17 protein-coding genes are annotated in these 13,527 nt (G+C 67.2%); 7 read left to right on the top strand and 10 right to left on the bottom strand.

What is annotated here, in order from left to right:
* Positions 1 to 138: 138 nt before the first annotated feature.
* Complete coding sequence (locus IP89_RS11620; RefSeq protein ID WP_043309685.1) at positions 139 to 957, top strand: helix-turn-helix domain-containing protein; 819 nt, start codon at positions 139 to 141, stop codon at positions 955 to 957.
* Positions 958 to 964: 7 nt separating this feature from the next.
* Here the strand turns inward: IP89_RS11620 and IP89_RS11615 are convergent, their stop codons facing one another.
* The 3 genes from IP89_RS11615 to IP89_RS11605 are packed head-to-tail and all read right to left on the bottom strand — an operon-like array spanning position 965 to position 2,717.
* The gene (locus IP89_RS11615) at positions 965 to 1,633 is read right to left on the bottom strand and encodes a GNAT family N-acetyltransferase (protein WP_043309684.1); all 669 of its coding nucleotides are present in this window, start codon (positions 1,631 to 1,633) and stop codon (positions 965 to 967) included.
* Positions 1,630 to 2,073, bottom strand: a complete 444-nt coding sequence (locus IP89_RS11610; RefSeq protein WP_043309682.1) for a GNAT family N-acetyltransferase — start codon at positions 2,071 to 2,073, stop codon at positions 1,630 to 1,632. The genes IP89_RS11615 and IP89_RS11610 overlap by 4 nt, the downstream gene beginning before the upstream one ends.
* Positions 2,074 to 2,087: 14 nt before the next feature.
* Positions 2,088 to 2,717 (bottom strand): FMN-binding negative transcriptional regulator, encoded by a 630-nt coding sequence (locus tag IP89_RS11605; RefSeq protein ID WP_043309680.1) that lies wholly within the window; start codon positions 2,715 to 2,717, stop codon positions 2,088 to 2,090.
* Between the two features lie 105 nt (positions 2,718 to 2,822).
* On the opposite strand from IP89_RS11605, the gene IP89_RS11600 reads away from it, so the two are divergent.
* Positions 2,823 to 4,292 (top strand): PLP-dependent aminotransferase family protein, encoded by a 1,470-nt coding sequence (locus IP89_RS11600; protein ID WP_043309679.1) that lies wholly within the window; start codon positions 2,823 to 2,825, stop codon positions 4,290 to 4,292.
* Positions 4,293 to 4,363: 71 nt separating this feature from the next.
* Here IP89_RS11600 and aspA read toward each other — a convergent pair whose 3' ends face one another.
* Positions 4,364 to 5,794 (bottom strand): aspartate ammonia-lyase, encoded by a 1,431-nt coding sequence (gene aspA, locus IP89_RS11595; RefSeq protein ID WP_043309678.1) that lies wholly within the window; start codon positions 5,792 to 5,794, stop codon positions 4,364 to 4,366.
* Between the two features lie 174 nt (positions 5,795 to 5,968).
* Here aspA and IP89_RS11590 point away from each other — a divergent pair, with 174 nt between their 5' ends.
* A complete protein-coding gene (locus IP89_RS11590; protein WP_043309677.1) occupies positions 5,969 to 6,880 on the top strand; it encodes a LysR substrate-binding domain-containing protein in 912 nt (303 codons plus the stop codon).
* A gap of 16 nt (positions 6,881 to 6,896) precedes the next feature.
* On the opposite strand, the gene adhP is transcribed toward IP89_RS11590, so the two are convergent.
* From adhP to IP89_RS11575, 4 genes are all read right to left on the bottom strand, one after another.
* Entirely contained in the window at positions 6,897 to 7,919 is a 1,023-nt protein-coding gene (gene adhP, locus IP89_RS11585; protein ID WP_043309675.1) for an alcohol dehydrogenase AdhP, read from the bottom strand.
* An 80-nt stretch (positions 7,920 to 7,999) separates the two neighbouring features.
* A complete protein-coding gene (locus IP89_RS23360; protein WP_156115039.1) occupies positions 8,000 to 8,167 on the bottom strand; it encodes a hypothetical protein in 168 nt (55 codons plus the stop codon).
* A 100-nt stretch (positions 8,168 to 8,267) separates the two neighbouring features.
* The gene (locus tag IP89_RS11580; protein ID WP_043309674.1) at positions 8,268 to 8,660 is read right to left on the bottom strand and encodes an MAPEG family protein; all 393 of its coding nucleotides are present in this window, start codon (positions 8,658 to 8,660) and stop codon (positions 8,268 to 8,270) included.
* A 21-nt stretch (positions 8,661 to 8,681) separates the two neighbouring features.
* A complete protein-coding gene (locus IP89_RS11575) occupies positions 8,682 to 9,023 on the bottom strand; it encodes a VOC family protein (protein WP_043309672.1) in 342 nt (113 codons plus the stop codon).
* A gap of 290 nt (positions 9,024 to 9,313) precedes the next feature.
* Here IP89_RS11575 and purE point away from each other — a divergent pair, with 290 nt between their 5' ends.
* The 4 genes from purE to IP89_RS11555 all read left to right on the top strand — a co-directional run bounded on the left by purE (position 9,314) and on the right by IP89_RS11555 (position 11,818).
* Complete coding sequence (purE, locus tag IP89_RS11570; RefSeq protein ID WP_043309671.1) at positions 9,314 to 9,802, top strand: 5-(carboxyamino)imidazole ribonucleotide mutase; 489 nt, start codon at positions 9,314 to 9,316, stop codon at positions 9,800 to 9,802.
* Between the two features lie 14 nt (positions 9,803 to 9,816).
* Complete coding sequence (locus IP89_RS11565; RefSeq protein ID WP_043309670.1) at positions 9,817 to 10,899, top strand: 5-(carboxyamino)imidazole ribonucleotide synthase; 1,083 nt, start codon at positions 9,817 to 9,819, stop codon at positions 10,897 to 10,899.
* A gap of 83 nt (positions 10,900 to 10,982) precedes the next feature.
* Positions 10,983 to 11,228 (top strand): GlsB/YeaQ/YmgE family stress response membrane protein, encoded by a 246-nt coding sequence (locus IP89_RS11560; protein ID WP_043309669.1) that lies wholly within the window; start codon positions 10,983 to 10,985, stop codon positions 11,226 to 11,228.
* Positions 11,229 to 11,287: 59 nt separating this feature from the next.
* Entirely contained in the window at positions 11,288 to 11,818 is a 531-nt protein-coding gene (locus IP89_RS11555; RefSeq protein ID WP_043309668.1) for a DUF3299 domain-containing protein, read from the top strand.
* Between the two features lie 7 nt (positions 11,819 to 11,825).
* On the opposite strand, the gene IP89_RS11550 is transcribed toward IP89_RS11555, so the two are convergent.
* Positions 11,826 to 12,725 carry a D-hexose-6-phosphate mutarotase gene (locus IP89_RS11550; protein WP_043309666.1) on the bottom strand — a complete coding sequence of 300 codons (900 nt, stop codon included), beginning with the start codon at positions 12,723 to 12,725 and terminating at the stop codon, positions 11,826 to 11,828.
* 111 nt (positions 12,726 to 12,836) lie between these two features.
* On the bottom strand, positions 12,837 to 13,241 hold the full coding sequence (locus IP89_RS11545) for an acyl-CoA thioesterase (protein WP_021702135.1): 405 nt from the start codon (positions 13,239 to 13,241) through the stop codon (positions 12,837 to 12,839).
* Positions 13,242 to 13,527 lie beyond the last annotated feature (286 nt).

Genomic DNA, 13,527 nt, shown 5'->3' with positions numbered 1-13,527 from the left:
AGTGGAAGAAGCGGCACAGCGAAAGCCGTGGGGGCGCATGGTCGACCTGTGGCGGGGTGCGGACAATTTCGCGGGTCGCGGCGAGTTGGCGCGAGTTGATGCTAGAATTGCGTCGCTCGCACCATTGGGAAAGACCTCATGTCGGAAGCTTTCGGCGACAACCTCAAGCTGCTCTGCAGCCACTACCGCTCGATCGCCGAGGTTTGCCGGAAGCTGGCGATCAATCGTGCCCAGTTCAACAAGTACCTCAGCGGCCAGAGCCGGCCGACGGCCTACAACCTCAAGCGCATCTGCGACTTCTTCGGCGTCGAGGACTACGAGTTGCTGTTGCCGCCGGAACAGTTCGCCCGCCTGCTCGGCGCGCGCTCGCCGGGGCTCGGCGCAGCCAAGCGCACGGACCCGCTGGTCGAGCTGCTCAAGCCGCTGCGCGAACAGAGCGGCGACCTGCGCCGCTACTGCGGCTACTACTTCGAGTACTCCAACTGCATGTCGGTCCCCGGCTACGTGCTGCTGTCGCTGGTGCACCTGTGGGAAGAGGATGGCGCCTTCCTGTTCGAGCGTCAGGAGCGCCAGGAGCGTTCGGCCAGCGCCGACGTGCAGGCCGAGGACTGGGTGCGCTGCCGTTACCTGGGCGCCGCCTTCCAGCTGCAGGACCGCCTGTTCCTGATGGACTACGAGTCGCTGACCCTCAACGAGATGAGCCAGACCATCCTCATCCCCAGCTACAAGAGCCGCATCACCCGCCTCAACGGCCTGAAGACCGGCGTCTCCAGCGGCGACCGGCGCAACCCGGCCTGCACCCGCGTGGTGTGGGAATACCTGGGTACGGAGATCAACCGCATCAGCGCCTACCGCCAGGTGCGCCTGTACCGCCCGGACGATCCCCGCATCGACGAGGACGTGCGTCAGCGCCTGGATGTGGCGCCGCTGAAGAACGGGCTGTTCGAGATCGAGTAGCGCGGCCTCAGTCGCGCAGCTCCTCCAGGCGTTTTTTCTGTCGCCCTTCGGTATCGAAGTTGTCCGCCGCGAGCCAGTGTTCGAAGGCTGCGCGGCAGGCCGGCCATTCGCCGTCGATGATGGAGAACCAGGCGGTGTCGCGGTTCTCGCCCTTGACGATCATGTGCTGGCGGAACAGGCCTTCATAACTGAAGCCGAAGCGTTCGGCGGCGCGCATGGAGCGGGCGTTGCGCGCGTTGCACTTCCACTCGAAGCGGCGGTAGCCGAGGTCATCAAAAGCATGCCGGGCCAGGAGGAACACCGCCTCGGTGGCGCCGGGCGTGCGCTGCATGGCGGCGCCGAAGGCGATGTGGCCGATCTCGATGCAGCCGTCCTTGGGCGCGATGCGCAGGTAGCTGAGCAGGCCCAGGGAGTGGCCATGGGAGTCGATCACCGCGTAGAACTGCGGGTCATGGCTGTCGGCATTGGCGGCCAGCCAGGCGTCGAAGGTCGCGCGCTCGGTGAAGGGGCCGTAGGGCAGGTAATCCCATAGCGCTGGATCGGGGCCCTGCAGGGCGGCCCACAGGTCGTCGCCGTGGCGGCTGGCGTCCAGCGCCTCCAGGCGAATGAAGCGCCCCTGCAACACCGCATGCGGCGGGAAGGGACGGGGCTGCCAGTGGCTCAGGTCGGTGGTCATTGGAAGAGCTTCCTGTACTGGATAAAGCCGGAACGGTCGGCGATACGGTCGTAGAGCATGCGCCCCTGGTAGTTGGTTTCCTGGGTCAGCCAGTGCACCCGCGAGGCGCCGGCGGCAGTGGCCTCGGCATAGACATGCTCGATCAGTGCGCGGCCGATGCCGCCGCCGCGAATGTCTTCCGCCACATACAGGTCCTGCAGGTAGCAGTAGTCGCCCGTGGTCCAGCAGCTGCGGTGGTAGATGTAGTGCACCAGGCCGACGGCCGCGCCATCGCGCCAGGCCAGGGCAGCGTGCATCGGCTCGACCGGGTCGAGGAAGCGTTGCCAGGTGACGGCGCTGGTCTCTTCGGCGATCTGCGTGTTGTAGAAGCTCTGGTAGCCCTGCCAAAGCGGCAGCCAGGCGGCGTGGTCGGCGGCGGTGATGGGGCGGATTTCGAGCATCTTGGCGTCCCTGTTCAGTCGATGATGGTCATGCGCGCCGCCAGTTCGCGGTCGCGTGGGCTGGCGCTGGCGAGGCCGTCGCGTACGCCGGCCTGGTCGGCGGCCGAGCGGTTCTGGCCGAGCTTCCACTTGCCGTCCAGGCGGCGGATCGGCAGGGCGAAGCCGACGATGGCGCGCAGCATGGTGTCGATGTACTCGCGTGGTGCATCGCTCACCGCCCAGGGCTGTGGACGGGCGCTTTCGTGTTGGTCGCTGAGGCGGCTGACGATCTGCAGCAGGCGCTCGGGGTCCTCGATCAGCTCGACCGGGCCGCGGGCGTGCACGGCGATGTAGTTCCAGGTCGGCACCACCTTGCCGTGCTCGGCCTTGGCCGGGTACCAGCTGGGGCTGATGTAGGCGTCCGGGCCGGAAAATACGGCTAGGGCCTCGGTGCCGTCCTGCAGCTCGCGCCAGTGCGGGTTGGCCCTGGCGAAGTGGCCGTAGAGGGTGCCGAACTCGCCCTCGCCGGCTTCGAGCAACAGCGGCAGATGGCTGGCCTGCACGCCTTCGGCTCCGCTGCTGGCGAGCAGGGCGAAGGGGTTGGCCTGCATCTGCGCGTGCAGCGCGGCGAGGTCGTCCTGGCGGAAGGAAGCGGGCGTGTACATGGGGCAACTCCTGGCGGAATGACTCCATGCTAGGCAGGATATTGGTCTGTTGTAAGAGCCACTTCATGCCAGATTCATGGAGCCATTTAAGCCAGGAGAGCCGTCATGAGCCCCACGCCGCCACTGCCCGTCGACCTCTCCGGGATTCGCCTCGACCCCAGCCAGGGCCTGTCCCGCCAGCTGTACCAGGCGCTGCGCGAGCGCATCCTCGACGGCCGCCTGGGCGGGCGCACGCGCCTGCCGGCCAGCCGTGATCTGGCGGAGTTGCTCGGGGTGTCGCGCAATACCGTGACCCGCGCCTTCGACCAGCTATATGCCGAGGGTTATGTCGAGGGCCGCGTCGGCGCCGGCACTTATGTGGCGGACCTGGCTGGCGAGCGCCCGGCACCGCAGCCTTTGGTCCCCGGTCCGGCGCCCAGTGCGGCCTTGCAGCGCCTGCAGCAGCACCATTTGCCGCCGCCGGTGACGGGGGCACCGCGGGCCTTTCGCATCGGCGTGCCGGCCTTTGACCTGTTCCCCTTCGAGACCTGGGCGCGCCTGCAGGCGAGGTTCTGGCGCAAGCCGTCGCCCGCGCGCCTGGGCTATGGCGACCCGGCGGGCGATGCGACCCTGCGCGAGCTGGTGGCCGCCTACCTGCGCAGCAGTCGCGGGTTGAACTGCGATGCGGCGCAGGTGGTGATCACCTGTGGCGCGCAGCAGGCCATCAGCCTGTGCGCCCAGCTGCTGGTGCAGCCCGGTGATCGCGTGGCCATCGAGAATCCCGGCTACCGCGCCGCCGGCCATGCCTTGGCGGTAGCCGGCGCCGAGCTGTGTGGCGTGCCGGTGGATCAGGACGGCCTGGATACGAGCGCGCTGGGCGCCATCGATGGCTGCCGGCTGGCCTACGTCACCCCCTCGCACCAGTACCCGAGCGGGGTGACCCTGTCGCTGGCGCGGCGCCTGGAGCTGCTGGAGTGGGCCGAGCGCCAGGACGGCTGGATCATCGAGGACGACTACGACGGCGAGTACCGCTACAGCGGCACGCCGCTGGCACCGCTGGCGGCGCTGGATCGCCAGGGGCGCGTGCTGTACGTCGGCACCTTCTGCAAGATCGCCTTCCCGGCCCTGCGCCTCGGCTACCTGGTGCTACCACCGGCGTTGGCCGATGCCTTTGCCCGCCGTCGCGCGCTGGACATGCGCCACTCGGAGATCGGCACCCAGGCGGTGATGGCCGAGTTCATCGCCGCCGGGCATTTCCAGCGCCATGTGCGGCGCATGCGCCAGGCCGCCCGCGCCCGTCGCGATGCCTTGCTGGCGCACTGGCCGCAGGCGATTCCCGGCTGCGCGCCGCTACCGGCGGTGGATGCCGGCCTGCACCTGTGCGTGCGGGTGGAAAGCCTCGCCCGCGAGCGCGAGCTGGTCAGTACCGCACGCGCCGCCGGGGTGGAGATGAACGGCCTCAGCGAGTACTGGCTGGAGTCCGCCGCCACGCCGGCGGACGAGCGTGCCGGGCTGGTGCTGGGTTTTGCCGCGGTGCCCGAGGCGCAGATCGTCGAGGCGATCCAGGCCCTGCGGCGGGCCTGGAAACTGGAATAAAAAAAGGGATGGCCGAGGCCATCCCAGAGTGGTGAGGCCGGTGAGTGCCTCGTCTATGAAAGCGGTAGGAATCAGGCGGTCGCGGCCAGCGGCACCAGGCGCGGGGCGATCATGTTCTCGGGGCGCAGGATGTCGGCCAGGGTGGCCTCGTCCAGCAGCTTCTCCTCGCGCACCAGTTCCAGCACGCCGCGGCCGGTATCCAGTGCGGTCTTGGCGATACGGGTGGCGTTCTCGTAGCCGATGTAGGGGTTGAGCGCGGTGACCAGGCCGATGGAGTTCTCCATCAGTTCGCGGCAGCGCTGTTCGTTGGCGCTGATACCGTCGATGCAGAGCTCGCGCAGCATGTCCATGGCGCGGGTCAGCAGGCGGATCGAGTCGAAGATCTTGTAGGCGATCAGCGGCTCCATCACGTTCAGCTGCAGCTGGCCACCCTCGGCGGCGAGGGTCAGCGCCAGGTCGTTGCCGATCACTTCGAAGGCCACCTGGTTGACCGCTTCCGGGATCACCGGGTTGACCTTGCCCGGCATGATCGAGCTGCCCGGCTGGCGTGCCGGCAGGTTGATCTCGTTGATGCCGGTGCGCGGGCCGCTGGAGAGCAGGCGCAGGTCGTTGCAGATCTTCGACAGCTTGACCGCGGTGCGCTTGAGCATGCCGGAGAACAGCACGAAGGCGCCCATGTCCGAGGTGGCCTCGATCAGGTCGGCCGCCGGTACCACCGGGTGGCCGCTGACGATGGCCAGACGCTCGACGGCGAGCTTCTGGTAGTTCGGGTCGGCGTTGATGCCGGTGCCGATGGCGGTACCGCCCAGGTTCACTTCGTGCAGCAGGGTCGGCGCCAGGCGCTTGAGGTGCTGCAGGTCTTCGCCGAGGGTGGTGGCGAAGGCGCGGAATTCCTGGCCCAGGGTCATGGGTACGGCGTCCTGTAGCTGGGTGCGGCCCATCTTCAGTACGTGGCCGAACTCCAGGCCCTTGGACGACAGCGACTGGATCAGCTTGTCGAGGGCGTTGAGCAGGCTGTCGTGGCCGAGCAGCAGGCCGATGCGGATGGCGGTCGGGTAGGCGTCGTTGGTCGACTGCGCCATGTTCACATCGTTGTTCGGGTGCAGGTACTGGTACTCGCCCTTCTCATGACCCATGGCTTCCAGGGCGATGTTGGCGATCACCTCGTTGGCGTTCATGTTGGTCGAGGTACCGGCGCCGCCCTGGATCATGTCGACCACGAACTGCTCGTGGAACTCGCCCTGGATGATGCGCGCACAGGCGGTGCTGATCGCGGTGTGCTTGGCGGCGGACAGGTGGCCCAGCTCGCGGTTGGCGTCGGCGGCGGCCTGTTTGACCATGGCCAGGGCGACGACCAGTTTCGGGTAGTGCGACAGCGTCACGCCGGAGAGTCGAAAATTCTGCACGGCTCGCAGGGTCTGGATGCCGTAATAGGCCTCAGCGGGGACTTCCAGTTTGCCGAGCAGGTCTTTTTCGATGCGCGATGATGCAACAGGGGACATGATGAGAGTGTTCTCGGGGAATACGGCGATGGCCGCGATGGGTGTGTATAGTGGGGTCTGAGGCCGTTTGTCGGCCAATGCTGTTGGAGGCTGCCCCATGCCGAATCGGCATAATGAGGGTGTGACTCGCTTGCTTTATCGGTTGTGCGAAATATTTTACGAAAGGCGCCGTCCATGAATCTGGAAACCAAATGGCTGGAAGACTTCGTCGCCCTGGCTGCCACCCGCAGCTTTTCCCAGGCGGCGGTGAAGCGTTTCGTCACCCAGCCAGCCTTCAGTCGGCGCATCCGAAGCCTGGAGGAGGCGCTGGGCCTGACCCTGGTCAACCGCACCCGCACGCCGGTGGAACTGACCGAGTCCGGCCAGCTGTTCCTGGTCACCGCGCGCAACGTGGTCGAGCAGCTGGGCGAGGCGGTGCGCCATCTGCACCATCTGGAGGGCCAGCAGGGCGAGGTGCTGCAGATCGCCGCCGCGCACTCGCTGACCCTCGGCTTCTTCCCCGAATGGGTGGCGCGCCTGCGTCGCGATGGCCTGCCTCTGTCGACCCGCCTGGTGGCGGCCAACGTGGGCGAGGCCGTGCACCTGCTGCGCGAGGGCAGCTGCGACCTGATGCTGGCGTTCTATGACCCGGATGCGGTGATGCAGCTGCCGGCCGACATGTTCCCGTCGATGCACCTGGGCAACACGGCCATGCTGCCGGTCTGTGCGGTGGGTGAGGACGGCGTGCCGCTGTACGACCTCGATGGCGGGCAGAGCGTGCCGCTGCTGGCCTACAGCAGCGGCGCCTTCCTCGGTCGCTCGGTCAACCAGCTGCTGCGTCAGCGCGCGCTGCGCTCGACCACGGTGTACGAGACGGCCATGGCCGACAGCCTCAAGACCATGGCCATGCAGGGCCTCGGCGTGGCCTGGGTGCCGCGCCTGTCGGTGACCGCCGAGCTGGCCCGTGGCGAGCTGGCGATCTGCGGCGCCGAGTCCTGGCAGATCCCGTTGGAGATCCGCCTGTACCGCTGGGTGCTGTCGCGCAAGGCGGCGGTGCGCCTGCTCTGGCGCAAGCTGGAGGCAGGCGTCGGCCGCGATCAGGAGTGATCAGCAGCGCGCGGCGCTAGAACTCCAGTACCACCCGACCCTCGATTTGCCCGGCGCGCATCTGGTCGAGCACCTGGTTGATGTTGTCCAGCTTGTCGCCGCGCACTGTAGCGGTGACCAGGCCCTCGCCGGCGAAATCCAGCGCTTCCTGCAGGTCGGCACGGGTGCCGACGATGGAGCCGGTGATATGTAGGCCCTTGAGCACCACGTCGAAGATCGGCGTGGGGAAATCGCCCGGCGGCAGGCCGACCAGCGAAATGGTACCGCCACGCCGGGCCATGCCGATGGCCTGGCCGAAAGCGGCGTTGGACACCGCGGTGACCAGCACGCCATGGGCGCCGCCGATGTCGCGCTGCACCACGGTCACCGGATCTTCCTTGCGCGCATTGATGCACAGGCTAGCGCCGAGCTTGCGTGCCAGCTCCAGCTTGGCGTCATCAATGTCGATGGCCACCACATGCAGGCCCATGGCTCGCGCGTACTGCACCGCCACATGACCGAGCCCGCCGATGCCGGAGATGGCCACCCACTGGCCGGGACGTGTGCGGGTTTCCTTCAGGCCCTTGTAGACGGTGACGCCGGCACAGAGGATCGGCGCGATCTCGAGGAAGCTGACGTTCTGCGGCAGCAGGCCGACGTAGTTGGGGTCGGCCAGCACGTATTCGGCGTAGCCGCCGTTGATTGAGTAGCCGGTGTTCTGCTGGTTCTCGCAGAGAGTTTCCCAGCCGGTCAGGCAGTGTTCGCAACAACCGCAGGCGCTGTACAGCCAGGGCACGCCGACGCGGTCGCCTTCCTTCACCCGGGTCACCCCGCTGCCAACCGCGGCGACGTAGCCGACGCCCTCGTGGCCGGGAATGAACGGCAGGCTCGGCTTCACCGGCCAGTCGCCCTCGGCGGCGTGCAGGTCGGTGTGGCACACGCCGGAGGCCTCGATCTTCACTAGCACCTGGCCGGGGCCAGGCAGCGGCACCTTCACTTCCTCGATGCGCAGTGGCTCGCCGAAGGCGTGCACCACCGCGGCTTTCATCGTTGCGTTCATGTTCGGGCTCCTTGCGCAGAGACGCGGAGCCCTCAGCCTAGGTCAGGCCCGGTGGGGCGACATTGCTCTGGAGCAAGGGATCAGTCGGCGCTGACCAGCGGGCAGAAGATCAGCTGGTAGCAGAAGCGGGTGCCTTCCTGGGCGCCGATCTTTTCGCCGTGCACGCGCAATGGCGTGCGCTCGGTGGCCGGCGAGGAAGCGCAGCCGCAGAGGCTGAGAAGCAGGGCGAACGCGGTGGCGTGGCGCATATTGAAGTCCTTTTCAATCGGCGGGGGTGGGCTGCCGATTCTACCCGTGGCCGGCCGGCGGCGCGGTGGCCGGGTTCGCGCTTTCGGCCCCTTCGCCGGCTCAGCCGGCCAGCAGCAGGCCCCACAGGCCGAGCACGGCGAGGAAGTTGATGGTGAACACCAGGCCGCGCAGACGCACGTTGCCGGTCAGGATCTGCACCGCGCTGTGCAGCAGTCGGCCGAGCAGGAACAGCCAGGCCAGCGCTAGCGCCGTGCTGCTTTCCACCTGGGTCTGGATCAGCAGCAGGCAGGCGACGTGGAAGAACAGCGGAAACTCGAACTGGTTGCTCAGGTTGGCGCTAATGCGCGGTTCGATCAGGGCCCAGGGATTGGAGCCATCCGCGCGCTGGCCGATGTTCCAGATCTTGGGCGCGCGAGCGACGGTCAGCAGGGCATAGAGAAAGGCGGTAAAGGCCACGTGCAGCGCCATCGGCAGAATCAACGAGTGGGTCATGGGGGCCTGTTCCGTGGAGTTTCAGGGACGGTTGGAAATCTGCAGCAGGTTGCCCTCGGGGTCCTTGCCGTCGCAGAAGCACAGCGCATCCGGCGCACCGACCACCTTGCCCATGCTCGCACCCAGCGTGATCAGGCGCGCGCGATCGGCGGCTATGTCGGTCGTATAAAAGCAAGGCTTGAGCGCGCCACTCTTGTCCTTCTTGCTCTGGTGAAAGCCGATGCGCGTGCTCGCCGAGCCCGGATGCCCGACATCGACGAAGGAGCCGTCGCGGGACAGGGCCTCCATCGCGAAAGCGTGCACATAGAACGCCGCGAGTGCTTCGGGATCGCTGCAGAAGATGATCAGGCGGTGCAGATGCATGTGGGCTCCCTGCTGACTAGACCCGCGTCCGGGCGGTGCATGCTGATGTCGGCCGGCAGTCTGACCCACCGCCATGGCGGTCTCAAGCGTGCGGGACATATCCGCAAACATCTCTGCCGTGACTATTCGCTGACAGACGGTCACGCCATAGGCGCGATGGTCGTGGCTTTGCGATATACTGCGCCGCCTCCGGGCCACCCTGGCCCGAACCTCACATGACAAGCCACGCCGAATGCGTGGCTTGTTGGTTTTTGTCGCGCCACAAAGGCGCCCGAGCTAGAGGCAAAACGATGAGCGCACTGGTTGGCGTGATCATGGGCTCCAAATCCGATTGGAGCACCCTCAGTCACACCGCAGACATGCTGGAAAAGCTGGGTATCCCCTACGAAGTGCAGGTGGTCTCCGCCCACCGCACCCCGGACCTGCTGTTCCAGTATGCCGAACAGGCCGAGAGCCGTGGCATCCAGGTGATCATCGCCGGCGCCGGCGGTGCCGCCCACCTGCCGGGCATGTGCGCGGCCAAGACCCACCTGCCGGTGCTGGGCGTGCCAGTTCAGTCCGCCGTGCTGTCGGGCGTCGACTCGCTGCTGTCCATCGTGCAGATGCCGGCCGGTATCCCGGTCGCCACCCTGGCCATCGGCAAGGCTGGTGCGGTCAACGCCGCCCTGCTGGCCGCCAGCATCCTCGGCCACCAGCACCCGCAGTTCCATGACAAGCTCAAGGCGTTCCGCGACGAGCAGACCCAGACTGTGCTGGACAACCCGGACCCGCGTTCCTGATCGAGGCCCTATAGATGAAGATCGGCGTAATCGGTGGCGGCCAGCTGGGTCGCATGATGGCCCTGGCGGGCACCCCGCTGGGCATGCACTTCTCCTTCCTCGACCCGGCCGCGGATGCCTGCGCCCAGGCACTCGGCGAGCATATCCTCGGTGACTACGACGACCAGGAGCAGCTGCGCCGCCTGGCCGACCAGGTCGACCTGGTGACCTTCGAGTTCGAGAGCGTGCCGGCCGAGACCGTTGCCTTCCTCTCGCAGTTCGTGCCGGTCTACCCGAGCGCCGAGTCGCTGCGCATCGCCCGCGACCGCTGGTTCGAGAAGTCGATGTTCAAGGATCTCGGCATCCCGACGCCGGCCTTCGCCGACATCCAGTCGCAGGCCGATCTCGACGCCGCCGTGGCCAGCATCGGCCTGCCGGCGGTGATGAAGACCCGCACCCTGGGTTACGACGGCAAGGGCCAGAAGGTCCTGCGCAAGGCCGAAGACGTGGTCGGTGCCTTCGCCGAGCTGGGCAGCGTGCCGTGCATCCTCGAAGGCTTCGTGCCGTTCACCGGAGAAGTGTCGCTGGTGGCCGTGCGCGCTCGCGACGGCGAGACGCGCTTCTACCCGCTGGTGCACAACCGCCACGACAGCGGCGTGCTGGCCCTGTCCATCGCCAGTACCGCGCATCCGCTGCAGGCGCTGGCCGAGGACTACGTCGGCCGCGTGCTCAAGCAGCTCGACTATGTCGGCGTGCTGGCCTTCGAGTTCTTCGAAGTCGACGGTGGCCTCAAGGCCAACGAGATCGCCCCGCGCGTGCACAACTCCGGGCACTGGACCATCGAAGGCGCCGAGTGCAGCCAGTTCGAGAACCACCTGCGCGCCGTCGCCGGCCTGCCGCTGGGTTCCACCGCCAAGGTCGGCGAGAGCGCCATGCTCAACTTCCTTGGTGAAGTGCCGGAAGTGAGCAAGGTGGTGGCCATCGAGGATTGCCACCTGCACCACTACGGCAAGGCCTTCAAGGCCGGACGCAAGGTCGGCCACGCCACCCTGCGCAGCAAGGACATGGTCAGCCTGAAGGCGCGTATCGCCGAGGTCGAGGCGCTGATTCAGGGTTGAACCCTGCCGCTTCGCTCCGGTCACAACAAGGCGTGCCTCTCGGCGCGCCTTGTTCGTTTCTGGCCTCGTAAAAGGAGCATGGCATGGGCATCATCGGCACCATCTTCATCGGCCTGATCGTCGGTCTGGTCGCACGTTTCCTCAAGCCCGGCGACGACAGCATGGGCTGGATCATGACCATCCTGCTCGGCATCGGCGGCTCGCTGGCAGCCACCTATGGCGGCCAGGCGCTGGGCATCTACCAGGCGGGGCAGGCTGCCGGCTTCGTCGGCGCGGTGGTCGGCGCGGTGATCCTGTTGGTGATCTACAGCCTGATCAAGAAGAGCTGAGCTGGGGAACCGGCGCCGGGCGGGTTAGTCTTAGCGCTTTCCGCGCCGAGAGACCCGCCATGCGCCGCCTGCTGTTGTGCCTGTTGCTGCTACCCCTGCTGAGCCACGCCGAGCCAGCCGAACTGGACTGGCTGGAGCTGATGCCCAAGGAGGACCAGAAGGCCCTCGAAGCCATGCCGGAGATCAGCCACGACAGCCCCGAGGCGGCCGGCAGCTTCGGCCAGCAGGGCGGACTCAAGCAGGAGCAGGGCCTGCCGGCGGTGATGTACTCGAACAAGACCGTGGCGCGCCTGGATGGCAAGACCATCCGTCTCGGCGGCTACCCGGTGCCGCTGGAGAGCGACGCCTCCGGCAAGACCACCCTGCTGTTCCTGGTGCCCTATCCGGGCGCCTGCATCCACGTGCCGCCGCCACCGCCGAACCAGATCGTGCTGGTGCGCTACCCCAAGGGCATCACCCTGGACGATATCTACGAGCCGCTGTGGGTCGACGGCACCCTGCACATCGAGGCGGTGGACAACGAGCTGGCCGATGCCGCCTATGCGCTGGACGCCAGCCTGGTGCGCCTGGTCGAGGAAGACGACCTCTGAGGACGCCTCAGGCGTCCTCGCTCCACAGGCTCAGGCCGAGGCGCTGGTGGGCGCCGGGGGCCAGCTCCACGCAGTCGTCCCAGACATTGGCCGTCTCGATGCACAGCATGCGCTGCCAGGCGTCGTCGGCGAAGCTGGACAGGCGCTGGGCCTTGTCGGTCCACGGGTTCCACAGGATCGCCGAGTGCGAGCCACGGGTCTCCAGCAGCAGGTCGCGCTGCCAGCCAGCATCGCGCAGGCGCAGTTGCGGCGGCACGTCGAGGTAGATGCGGTCGGTCTCGCCGGCAAACTGCAGCTCGCCGTCCTGGCGGCGCTCCTGCCAGTCCTCCAGCGTCTCGATATAGCGGCAGTCGTGCAGCCCCTGCACGGCCACCTGGCGAATGTCGCTGACCGCGAAGTAGCTGTGCAGCGCCTGGCTCAGGGCCAGTGGAATCTCGCCCAGATTGTGGCTCATCAGGTCCAGGTGCAGGCGTTCGTCCAAGCGGATATCCAGGCGCACGCTGGCGGCATGCGGCCAGCCGGCCAGCGGGTGCTGGCGAGTGTCGAAGGCGAACTGCAGGTGCACGGCCTCGCCCTCGCTGTCGATGCCCAGCAGCTGCCAGTCCAGCGCGCGCACGCCGCCGTGGAAGGGCGCGGTCGCCAGGTTTTCGTGCTGCGCCTGCAGCGCCTGCGGGTTACGCCCGAGGTCGCCGAACCACGGCCAGCACAGCGGTACGCCTCCGCGCACCGAGAAGTTGCGCTGGTAGGTGGCCTGCTCGCTGAGCCAGATCAGCGGTGGCTGCTCGCCGCGCTGGTAGCTGAGCACCTGGGCGCCTTGTTGCGCCACCAGCAGCTCGGCCTGGCCCAGGCGCACGCGCCAGCAGGTCAGTTCGCCGAGTTCGATGCGTTCGATCTGTGCCTGGCTCATGTCGGTTCTCCCTGAAGTCTCGGCACATTTGACCGCAGCGCGGCGCAAAAGGCCAAACCCAATGAACAACGCCGACTCGAGGTCGGCGTTGTCTGGATCGGGGCTTGTGGCTCAGCCGCGGCGTGGCGGTACTGGGCGGGTGCGGCCGCTGCCGTCGATGGCGACGAAGACGAACACCGCCTCGGTGACCTTGCGCCACTCGCTGGACAGCGGGTCGTCGCTCCACACTTCGACCAGCATCTGGATCGAGCTGCGGCCGATCTCCAGTGCCTGGGTATAGAAGGACAGCTGCGCGCCCACGGCTACCGGTACCAGGAAGGCCATGCGGTCGATGGCCACGGTGGCGACGCGGCCGCCGGCGACCTTGCTGGCCATGGCGGTGCCGGCCAGGTCCATCTGCGAGACCAGCCAGCCGCCGTAGATGTCGCCGAAACCATTGGTTTCGCGCGGCAGGGCGGTGATCTGCAGAGCCAGATCGCCCTGAGGGATGGGGTCTTCCTGTTCGAGTTCGATCATGCTGCAGGGCCCGAGGTAGATTCTTGTCGTTGACAGGCTGCGGCCCAAGCGGGGCGGGCCGTGCGCAGTATATAGAGGTGCGAGGTAAAGAACGACCCGTCGTAGTACGACTGCGGGGTTCCATCACGTTCCGGCGCTGCTGCGGTCACGGTGCCGATTGGTAGGGTCTGTTGAGGCTTCGGCGCGACCACGACGGAGCCAGATTTTGCGCGGAGCTAGGCGCGAGACGCGGAGTTTGGTGATCCAAATGAGCCGTCGAGTAACGACGTTCCGCGCAAAATCTGGC

The sequence above is a fragment of the Pseudomonas sp. ML96 genome (assembly GCF_000761545.1).
Lineage (GTDB): Bacteria > Pseudomonadota > Gammaproteobacteria > Pseudomonadales > Pseudomonadaceae > Aquipseudomonas.
The sequence above is the reverse complement of the archived record's forward strand: the minus strand, read 5'-3'. Positions and strand labels throughout refer to the sequence as shown.

Coding starts and splice junctions, on each gene's coding strand:
- IP89_RS11620 (WP_043309685.1), top strand. CDS start 139: ATGTCGGAAGCTTTCGGCGACAACCTCAAGCTGCTCTGCAGCCACTAC.
- IP89_RS11615 (WP_043309684.1), bottom strand. CDS start 1,633: ATGACCACCGACCTGAGCCACTGGCAGCCCCGTCCCTTCCCGCCGCAT.
- IP89_RS11610 (WP_043309682.1), bottom strand. CDS start 2,073: ATGCTCGAAATCCGCCCCATCACCGCCGCCGACCACGCCGCCTGGCTG.
- IP89_RS11605 (WP_043309680.1), bottom strand. CDS start 2,717: ATGTACACGCCCGCTTCCTTCCGCCAGGACGACCTCGCCGCGCTGCAC.
- IP89_RS11600 (WP_043309679.1), top strand. CDS start 2,823: ATGAGCCCCACGCCGCCACTGCCCGTCGACCTCTCCGGGATTCGCCTC.
- aspA (WP_043309678.1), bottom strand. CDS start 5,794: ATGTCCCCTGTTGCATCATCGCGCATCGAAAAAGACCTGCTCGGCAAA.
- IP89_RS11590 (WP_043309677.1), top strand. CDS start 5,969: ATGAATCTGGAAACCAAATGGCTGGAAGACTTCGTCGCCCTGGCTGCC.
- adhP (WP_043309675.1), bottom strand. CDS start 7,919: ATGAACGCAACGATGAAAGCCGCGGTGGTGCACGCCTTCGGCGAGCCA.
- IP89_RS23360 (WP_156115039.1), bottom strand. CDS start 8,167: ATGCGCCACGCCACCGCGTTCGCCCTGCTTCTCAGCCTCTGCGGCTGC.
- IP89_RS11580 (WP_043309674.1), bottom strand. CDS start 8,660: ATGACCCACTCGTTGATTCTGCCGATGGCGCTGCACGTGGCCTTTACC.
- IP89_RS11575 (WP_043309672.1), bottom strand. CDS start 9,023: ATGCATCTGCACCGCCTGATCATCTTCTGCAGCGATCCCGAAGCACTC.
- purE (WP_043309671.1), top strand. CDS start 9,314: ATGAGCGCACTGGTTGGCGTGATCATGGGCTCCAAATCCGATTGGAGC.
- IP89_RS11565 (WP_043309670.1), top strand. CDS start 9,817: ATGAAGATCGGCGTAATCGGTGGCGGCCAGCTGGGTCGCATGATGGCC.
- IP89_RS11560 (WP_043309669.1), top strand. CDS start 10,983: ATGGGCATCATCGGCACCATCTTCATCGGCCTGATCGTCGGTCTGGTC.
- IP89_RS11555 (WP_043309668.1), top strand. CDS start 11,288: ATGCGCCGCCTGCTGTTGTGCCTGTTGCTGCTACCCCTGCTGAGCCAC.
- IP89_RS11550 (WP_043309666.1), bottom strand. CDS start 12,725: ATGAGCCAGGCACAGATCGAACGCATCGAACTCGGCGAACTGACCTGC.
- IP89_RS11545 (WP_021702135.1), bottom strand. CDS start 13,241: ATGATCGAACTCGAACAGGAAGACCCCATCCCTCAGGGCGATCTGGCT.